The sequence below is a fragment of the Nocardia acidivorans NBRC 108247 genome (assembly GCF_001625085.1).
Lineage (GTDB): Bacteria > Actinomycetota > Actinomycetes > Mycobacteriales > Mycobacteriaceae > Nocardia > Nocardia acidivorans.
The window spans coordinates 1-7699 of the sequence record NZ_BDAW01000130.1; the positions used below are offsets into that span (position 1 = coordinate 1).

The window sequence follows — 7699 nt, forward strand, 5'->3', positions numbered from 1 at the left end:
ATCCGCCTCAACCCGCGCGGCCTCCGAAATGTTCGCCAGCGCACGCTCGTTCGGCTTGCCGTCCTTGTCGACCAGGCCGATCTCGTCGCCGCCCATATCCTTCCGGCCACCGGCCAGCAGGTACGGCGCCTTGGCGTAGCCGTGGTCGCGCAGCGACATGATCAGCAGTTTGGGCGAGAGCGGCTTACCGGTATTCCATGCGGGGCACTGGGATTGGCAGCGACCGCATTCGGTGCAGGTGGTGACGTCGAGGATGTCCTTCCAGGAGAAATCCTCGAACTTGCCGACGCCGAAGGTGTCGTTGTCCGGATCCGCGGTCTCCATATCGATCGGCTTGCCGTTCGACATCATCGGCTTCAGCGCGCCGAGCGCGACGGTGCCGTCGTCCTCGCGCTTGAAGTAGATGTTCGGGAAGGCGGCGAACCGGTGCCAGGCCACACCCCAGGTGACGTTGCGGCCGACCAGCAGCAGGAAGAGCGCGCCGGAGCAGAGCTTGATGAACGCGAAGATCGACACCATGGCGATCGAGGAGGGCAGCAGCTTGGCGACCTGCTCGGTGAAGAAGTCACTCCAGGTGTGGGATTCGCCGTAGGTGGCGATCTTGCCCGCCTTGACGAAGATCATGCCCAGGCCCTCGACGAGCACGATGCTCTCGATCACGTAGGCGGGGGCGAACTTCGAACCGCTGAAGCGCGAAAGGCGTTCGGGCACACGGGGGTGGTTCAGCTGACGGATGATGATCAGCGCGACGATGCCGACCACCGTTCCGATGCCGAGGATTTCGTCCACCAGGTGGTAGATGCCCCAGGACCCGATGATGGGCCAGTGGAATTCGGGCTCGAAGGTCTGACCGTAGGCCTCGAACCACAGGATGAACCCGGCGAGGAAGCCGATCATGACCAGCCAGTGCGCCCAGCCCACCGTGCGGAATTTGTTCATCCGGGTATGCGCGAGGAACTCCACGAGCATGGTCTTGAAGCGTGGGATGAACGGCCGCCACCGATCCGGCGCGGACTGACCGACCATGACGGTGCGTGTGATGTTGCGTACGCCACCGATGAACGATGCCCAGCAGAAGACTGTGAACACCGCCCCAATCGTGCCCAGTGTCACTGTCAGGGCATTCATGTCGCGACCTTTCTGACCGGTTCAACAAGCTCTTCGGGGACGGCCTGGTCCGCCCCGGTTGGCTCGTATCCTAACGAACGGTAAGTTACCCGTCGGTAACTTAACTGTCCAGCGTGTTCCCACACCGTAAATCCCGGCAAATCACGCCTTTAACAAAGGGCAGGCTTACTTAGAAAGCCCCTGCCTTTCAGGGCATAGCGAATGTCGCTAATCGGCAACTGTTCGATTAAGATCACGTCGTCCGAAGTCTGTGCGCATCTTCACATGCTCGGGGAGTGTCGCCACCAGCGCGTAGGCAGGGCCCGAGGGAAGCCAGGGCCTCGCGTGGCGAAGATGCGGACAGCGGATTTACCTGATGACGGATTGGAAAAAAACCGAATGAAGTTTCGCAGCACCACTGCGGCGGCTGCCTTGGTCATCGGCGCAATGACCATTGGGATGACTTCTGCCCACGCCGATGCCAGCACGGAGCCCGCAGGGATCTCCTACTCCAGCAAGCTCGTCGACCAGAAGGTCGATGACAAGGACGTCAAGACCGTCGTTTCGACGCTCAAGAACGGCACCTTCGAGCTGACCGAGCAGGACGGGGCGACTCCGCAAGACCCCAAGGTGACGATCGTCAACGTCAAGGACGTCAAGGGCGCCACCGCAATCTCCTTCCCGCTGCAGTTCGATGTGGCGGGCACCGATGTGCAGGTCAAGCCGACGGTCAAGGATGACGGCAAGGTTCTCGAGATCGTTCCCGAGAAGCCCGCCGATTTCCAGCCCGGCACCGCGCCGCTGGCCGTCAAGCCCATCGCGTCGGCTCGTGAGAACCAGAGCGCGATGAGCAACTTCTCCACCCAGTTCGCGCTGGCCACCGGCATCGGCACCTTCGTCGGCACCGCGCTCGGCGCGGGTATCGGCTGCCTGGTCACCGTGATCGCGGGCTGCGTGCCCGGTCTGCTCGCGGGCGCGGGCATCGGCGGCATCCTCGGCACCATCGCCGTGGGTGGCCCGACGCTGATCGCGGCCGGTCTGGAGCTCATCCAGACGCTGCAGGCGCCGGACGGCACCACCAAGTGGGCCAACTGATCTAGCATCTGGCACCGCCCGTACCGGCCCGCCCGCTTCGTCGGGGCGGGCCGGTCGTGTTTTCCGGGTCCGGTCGTCAGGCCGGTAGTTCCAGGCGGCCCCGGAACGTGACGGTGCTCTCGGGCCGGGCCGAGCGACCGAAGGTGCGCTCGGTCATCTCGAAGCGGCCGTCCTCGCGCACCAGCAGCACTGTGCTGCATCGAGTCCCGTGCAGCGGGTGATCGACGAAGGGGGCCGAGGCCGCGCGTTCGCTCGCCAGGTCCATACCGGTGTCGGGTAGCTCGGCGTCGGCCGCGTGCCGCCGGTCCGCGAGTACCGCGAGATAGCCGGACACATCGGCGGGATCCGATTGCACCGTCCTGTGCAGGCCCAGCACGCCCTCGCGGACCTTGGGCCAGGGCGGAGTATCGGTTCCGGTGGAAACCGCGCCATCGGGCCGCAGGGATGCCGCGAGTGCGCCATTGGACAGACCGTGGAAGCCCGCGGTGAGTTCGCGCGGACCCTGTCCACCGCGATTGCTGTGCCACCACAGCGATTCCAGATCCGAGACCAGCAGGTTGAACCCGTTGTAGTCATCCGGCGCGGCGGCGACACCGCGCACGAACTTCTCCGAATCCTGTTCACCGCGCAGGAAATCCATCAGCAGGGCCCCGCGCGAGCGCGCGTCGAGGCGTCCCTCGTTCGGTCCGCGCACATTGGTGACCGCGGCGAATCGGTGTGCGTCGCGCGCCAATCCGAGCCAGGTGCCCGGTACCGGACCGGCCGCACCCAGATCGCGTCCGGCCAGCAGGCCGGGCACCTCATCCCACCATCGCAGCGATTCGGTTGGACGAGTGAAGAACTCGTCCCGGTTCGCCGCGACGATCAACCGATACTCGGGATGCGCCCGCCACCCGGCCAACACCAAACACATCACTCCAGCATGCCGGATGATCGCCCGCCCGAACCCCGCCTTGGCATGTCCCAGTCCCGCCACTGTGGTCACAACGCTGCCCGACCCACCCCGCATACTGCCCCGGACAGGCGGAAGGGCCGGTAGCCCAATGGCTACCGGCCCCTCTACCGGCTCTTGCTCGGTGCGGTACCGCTCAGTTGGTGCGGACCCGCAGACCCGGGTTGTCCGAGAGCACCGTGCTGATCGGCTGGGCGAACAGCTGCGGTGCGTTGCCGGTGATCAGGCCGATCAGGTTGGGGATCTCGCAGACCGGGTAGTCGGCGACCGAGGAGGCGCTGGAGATGCCCAGGGCCAGGGTGCCGGTGACGATCGGGCCGCCGCTGTCGCCGGGCAGGGCGCAGATATTGGCCGAGAAGCTCTGGGTGAGCTGGTGATCGCCGACCTGCACGGTCTGATCGACCGCGTTCACCACACCGCAGCTGAAGCCGGTGCGCGAACCCGACTTGCAGACCGGCGCGCCGACGACCGGCACCGCGATACCGGTGATGGCGACCGGCGCGGCGTTCGGCACTCGAACCAGGTTGTTGGAGAGGCGATCCCGCGCGCCGTCGGCGACCGAGACGATGGAGTAGTCCTGCGCGCCCAGGATCGACTTCTGGAAGCTGCCGATCTGCGCGCCGGTGTGATCGGTGCCGAGCAGTTCGAACACACCGGGGGAGTTCGCCCCGCCGGTGGCCGGAATGTTCGGATTGCAGTGTCCCGCCGTGATATTCACGACATTGTCATTGCGGTCCAGGCCGTTGAAGCCGAGCGAGCAGCGCAGCGACATGCGACCGGCCACCGACGCGTAGGCGTCACCGGCGGCCAGCGGGCCCGCGCCGTTACCCGCGATGGCGCCGGCCTGCGGCACATTCGCGTCCTCGCCGCCGGTCGGCGGCACCGCCATCACGATGACCCGGGCCGGATCGACGAAGTTCGGCAACGCCAGTCCGGTCTGCTCGACCCGGACCGCGATGCTGTTGTTCATGGTGTCGATGGCCACGCCGCGCACGGCTTTGGCCACGGTGTCGGGCTGACCCTCGAGCCACTTCTGGAAGGCGTTCTTCTCACCGCGCAGGGTGGATTCGCTCTTGGCGACGTCCTTGACGGTGAATCCGGCGTCGGCGGCGGCCTTGCGGGCCGCGTCGATACCCGGACCGTCGGCGAGCGCGACCACGGCCTTACCGGCCTCGTCCAGCCAGGAGCCCGCGAAGACCTGCGGGAACTGGCGCTGGGCGGTGGCGGAGAAGGCGGCCACCTGCTGGGCCAGGGCGGCGCGGTTCAGATAGTCCTGGGGCGAGATCTTCAGATCGCGGGTGATGGCGGTGATCAGCTCCGCGGGCAGATCGGGTGTCGCGGGTTCCGCGTGTGCGCTTACCGCCACCGGTCCGGCGATCAGCAGCGCGCTGGCCGCGATCGCCGCTGAACGGACAAGGGACCGCGGCCTGCGGCGGCCCACGGGCAGCGAGGAATAGCGCATACGTGGCAGGAGCATGAAGCCGACTATATGGGCTCAGCCCCGTTATGCCTACTTATTGCCGCGTGGCTCTATTAATTTGCCTCCGCTTCGCTACGGCGGGTTTCGCGGTCTCCCCACGCAGTGAGACGGCCGCGAACCCGATCGGAGGTTCGCGGCCGACTTCTGTTGGTCGAGTGTTCAGCGTTAGTTCGTGTTCGGACGTGTGCGCACCTGAATACCGTTGCCGAGTCCGCCACCGGAATTCGCGCTGATATCGGCCAGGATGGCGCGCACCGGAATGCCCAGTGTCGCGGTTCCGCCGTACTGGGCGAGCTGGCTATTGGCCTCATTGCAATTCGGCGCGTCGGCGGCATTCGAACCGCTGGTGATTCCCAGTGCCAGCGTGCCCGAGACGATCGCGCCGCCGCTGTCACCACCCAGGGTGCACGCGCTGGAGGCGAAGCCGCGCACGGTCTTGGACTGGCCCTCGGCGGTGAACAGCTGGGTCTCCACCCGATCGGCCACCACGAAACCGCAAGTGAACGTGGAGGATTGGCCCGACTTGCAGATGGGCGCACCGGTGATCGGATCGGCCACACCGGTGATGGTGAGGGTGGTGCCGTTGGCGCCGCGCACCGAGGGCTGGTCCATGCCCGCCTTCACCGCGGCCTCGTTCAACTTGATGACCGAGTAGTCCAGTGCGTTGCCGCCGCCCAGCTGCGAGCGTACGAAGCTGCCCAGCGGCGGGCTCGCGGTCAGATTCCGAATATTGGGCAGGTACACATCGGCCTGTTCATTCGCCTTGCCGATATTCGGATTGCAGTGCCCGGCACTGATGTTGAGGGCATTGCCCGCGGCATCGACGCTGTTGAATCCGAACGAGCAGACATCGACGCTCTGCAGCGACGAATCGGTGAGCGAGGTCGGCGCGCTGATATAGGTGTCGCCACCCATCGGGCGGCGCTCCACCGGACCGCCGCTGTCGGGGGAGAGCACCACCTTGATATTCGCGATCAGGGTGGGCAGATTCAGCAGATGTCCCGCGGGCGTGTTCGCGACGCTCAGTACCAGTTGGCTATTGAGGAAATCGATGGCGACCGAATTGATCGCGCCGGAGATTTCGCGCGGGAGACTGGTGATCCAGCTGTTCAGCTGATCGACCGAGCCCTCCAGGCCGTCGGCGTTGATCGGGGCCAGCCGGGTCTGGTAGCCGTCGGCCGCGGCGATCTTGGCGGCATCGAGCGAGGTGACCGCGAGCACCGGTTTACCGTCGGTGCCCAGCCAGGCGCCGGCGAAGTCCTCGGGGCGCTCGGAGCGGAATTCCCTTGCGTAGTCCCGCAATTGCTGTGCCTTGGCGGCGCGGTCCAGGTACTCGGCAGGGGTCATCTTCAGATCGCGCTGGATGGCCTGTACGAGTTCGGCCGGAAGCTTGTCCGCGGCAAGCTGATCGACTGGCTCCGCACCGGCGGGAATCGCCGCGAACAACGGGCCGACCAGGACGGTCGAGGCAAAAGCGATGGTTGCTGCTCGGACCGTGGCGCGGCGCGCCATGAACTTGCGCATGGAGTCCCTTCGTAGTGCACCAGCAGACCGACGGTCCGGTTAGTTGGCGGAACATCGGTCAGCGCACCACTTTAGGGCATCAATCACATATGGGCGCTACGAAATCAATTCGGATACTGCGGCCACGGATCCTGGAAGACCGGCGGCGTCGGCAGGCTCCAGGTGGGGACCGGAGGGTACCGATAGTACGGCGGTGTGGTGACCGTGGTGGGCGGTGGACTGGGCCGCGTCGTGCTGGTCGGCGGCGCCTCGGTGGTGGTCGGTGGCGGAGTGGTCGGCGGCGGAGCGGTGGTGGTCTCGGAGTAGCCCGAATCCGCGGGCGGGACCGGTATTTCGGAGGAGATGTCCGGCGGCGGGGGTAGCAGCGGTGGCACCGCGCCTGCGGTGGCGACCGGTTGGTTCGCCACCTCGCCGCGCGGCGGCCCGGGGGTGGAGTCGTCCTGCCGCCACACCGCCGCCGCCCCGAGACCGCCCAGCAGCAAACCGATCAGGGCGGTGGCCGCGGCGATCATGTAGGTGCCGCGATTGGCGCGCTGTCTCGGTAGCCGCACGATCGGTTGCTCGGCGGTAACCGGACCCACCGCGCGATCGGCGGTGGTGGCGGTGGGAATGGCGGCCGAGTACGCCTGCAACAGCGGTTCGGCGGTCGGCAGCGCCGGCAGGATATCGGTGACATCGGCCGCGTTGACGGTGCCCGCGTCCGGATCGGGCGGGGTCAGCCCCGCCGGGGTCGCCAGCACCGCGGCCAGCGCGGCCCGAGCCGCGTTGTACGCGAACGACTTTCCGGTATCACCGTCCGACTGCGGCAGATCACGCTCACTGACCAGCACCACCGACTTCAGGCCCAGATAGTCCAGGGCCTCGCGCAGCGCCCGCACATTCTCCTGCGGCCAACCGGTCGGATACGTGGCATAGAACTCGGCCGGACCGTTCAGATGATCGGCGGCCAGATTGATCAGGCAGAAGGCGGCGGTCGCCATCAGATCCTCGGCGCGGTACGCCTCGCCCTCGTCCACCGGCATTCCCGCCGGATCGCCGACGGCGGCCACGAAACCGCTGATCGAATGCGCGTCCTCGGGCGGTGCGTCACCGCCGAGCACCGCGTCACCGTCATCGGACATGTGCAGGATCGACTCGCGCACGATGTAGTGCACCGGGAGTGTGGTGTCGTCGCCGGTCACGACAGCCACGACGGATTCGTCGTCGGCTATCCGCAGCCCCACCCCAGTGGCCATCGTCGTTACCTCACTCGGTGTGTCCGGGAACTCTCCGCGCCGGGGTCATACGAGGAGGGAACCGTGACCCATGGCGCGGAGCATTGACAATAACTCCGAACGTGAGCCCGCACCGATCCGACGCCGTATCCGGGCGACGTGGTGTTCCACCGTTTTGGCGGAGATATAGAGGCGAGCCCCGATTTCCCGGTAGGTCAAGCCCAGTAGTACAAGCTCGGCGACCTCCCGCTCCCGTTCACTCAGGACCGTATCGGTGCGCGCTTCGGGGCGCGGCGCCGGGGCGGCCGGAACGGGCGCGCGCATCGG

6 protein-coding genes and 1 pseudogene are annotated in these 7699 nt (G+C 66.6%); 1 reads left to right on the forward strand and 6 read right to left on the reverse strand.

Annotated elements, in window-relative coordinates; all coding sequences use genetic code 11:
* Positions 1-1128 (reverse strand): annotated as a pseudogene (locus NA10_RS34795) (Fe-S oxidoreductase); the annotation flags it as partial.
* Positions 1129-1461: 333 nt separating this feature from the next.
* Here NA10_RS34795 and NA10_RS34800 point away from each other — a divergent pair.
* A complete protein-coding gene (locus NA10_RS34800; protein ID WP_245678237.1) occupies positions 1462-2202 on the forward strand; it encodes a DUF8020 domain-containing protein in 741 nt (246 codons plus the stop codon).
* A 76-nt stretch (positions 2203-2278) separates the two neighbouring features.
* On the opposite strand, the gene NA10_RS34805 is transcribed toward NA10_RS34800, so the two are convergent.
* The 5 genes from NA10_RS34805 to NA10_RS34825 all read right to left on the reverse strand — a co-directional run.
* Positions 2279-3115 carry an NRDE family protein gene (locus NA10_RS34805; RefSeq protein WP_067574962.1) on the reverse strand — a complete coding sequence of 279 codons (837 nt, stop codon included), beginning with the start codon at positions 3113-3115 and terminating at the stop codon, positions 2279-2281.
* Positions 3116-3290: 175 nt separating this feature from the next.
* A complete protein-coding gene (locus NA10_RS34810; RefSeq protein ID WP_157556995.1) occupies positions 3291-4631 on the reverse strand; it encodes a S1 family peptidase in 1341 nt (446 codons plus the stop codon).
* Between the two features lie 168 nt (positions 4632-4799).
* Positions 4800-6158, reverse strand: coding sequence for a S1 family peptidase (locus NA10_RS34815; protein ID WP_084515691.1), 1359 nt, complete (start codon positions 6156-6158; stop codon positions 4800-4802).
* A gap of 104 nt (positions 6159-6262) precedes the next feature.
* Complete coding sequence (locus NA10_RS34820) at positions 6263-7393, reverse strand: hypothetical protein (RefSeq protein WP_067574964.1); 1131 nt, start codon at positions 7391-7393, stop codon at positions 6263-6265.
* A gap of 45 nt (positions 7394-7438) precedes the next feature.
* On the reverse strand, positions 7439-7699 hold a 261-nt coding region (locus NA10_RS34825), incomplete at its 5' end, for a response regulator transcription factor (protein WP_245678236.1).

Coding starts and splice junctions, on each gene's coding strand:
- NA10_RS34800 (WP_245678237.1), top strand. CDS start 1,462: ATGCGGACAGCGGATTTACCTGATGACGGATTGGAAAAAAACCGAATG.
- NA10_RS34805 (WP_067574962.1), bottom strand. CDS start 3,115: ATGTGTTTGGTGTTGGCCGGGTGGCGGGCGCATCCCGAGTATCGGTTG.
- NA10_RS34810 (WP_157556995.1), bottom strand. CDS start 4,631: ATGCTCCTGCCACGTATGCGCTATTCCTCGCTGCCCGTGGGCCGCCGC.
- NA10_RS34815 (WP_084515691.1), bottom strand. CDS start 6,158: ATGCGCAAGTTCATGGCGCGCCGCGCCACGGTCCGAGCAGCAACCATC.
- NA10_RS34820 (WP_067574964.1), bottom strand. CDS start 7,393: ATGGCCACTGGGGTGGGGCTGCGGATAGCCGACGACGAATCCGTCGTG.